Annotated in this window: 1 protein-coding gene; it reads left to right on the forward strand. The window is 40.9% G+C overall.

Annotated features, from left to right (window positions below):
• The coding region (locus tag ACFINZ_RS11880; protein ID WP_375701633.1) for a 3-deoxy-manno-octulosonate cytidylyltransferase at positions 1-569 on the forward strand (569 nt) is incomplete at both ends.

A 569-nucleotide genomic window follows, 5' to 3' on the forward strand; every position in this document is an offset into this window, starting at 1 on the left:
CGTATAATCGTTGCAACAGATCATAACAATATCGCCAAAGTCGTTACCGCTTATGGACATGAATGTATCATAACATGTCGTGATCATAAATCTGGATCTGATCGTATTTATGAAGCTTTAACCCATATTGATCCTGAACGACGCTACAATGTCATTTTGAATGTACAAGGTGACTTGCCAACGATAACGCCCCATGAAATCATCAGTGCTTTACGCCCTTTAGAAAATAGCTTAACTGATATTGCAACTTTGGGTGCAAAAATCGTCGAAGAAAATGAAAAAACAGATCCGAATATTGTCAAAATTATTGGTACACCGCTTTCTCACAATCGCTTTCGTGCTCTTTATTTTACCCGCGCGACAGCGCCTTATGGAGATGGTCCCCTTTACCATCATATTGGAATATATGCCTATCGACGCGAAGCGCTCGAGAAATTTGTAGCGCTTAAACCCTCTCCCCTCGAGCAACGTGAAAAACTTGAACAATTACGCGCACTAGAGCATAATATGCGTATCGATGTGGAGATAGTCGATACGATTCCTTTAAGTGTAGACACACAACGTGATCT

Source organism: Bartonella sp. AA81SXKL, from assembly GCF_042196945.1.
GTDB lineage: Bacteria > Pseudomonadota > Alphaproteobacteria > Rhizobiales > Rhizobiaceae > Bartonella.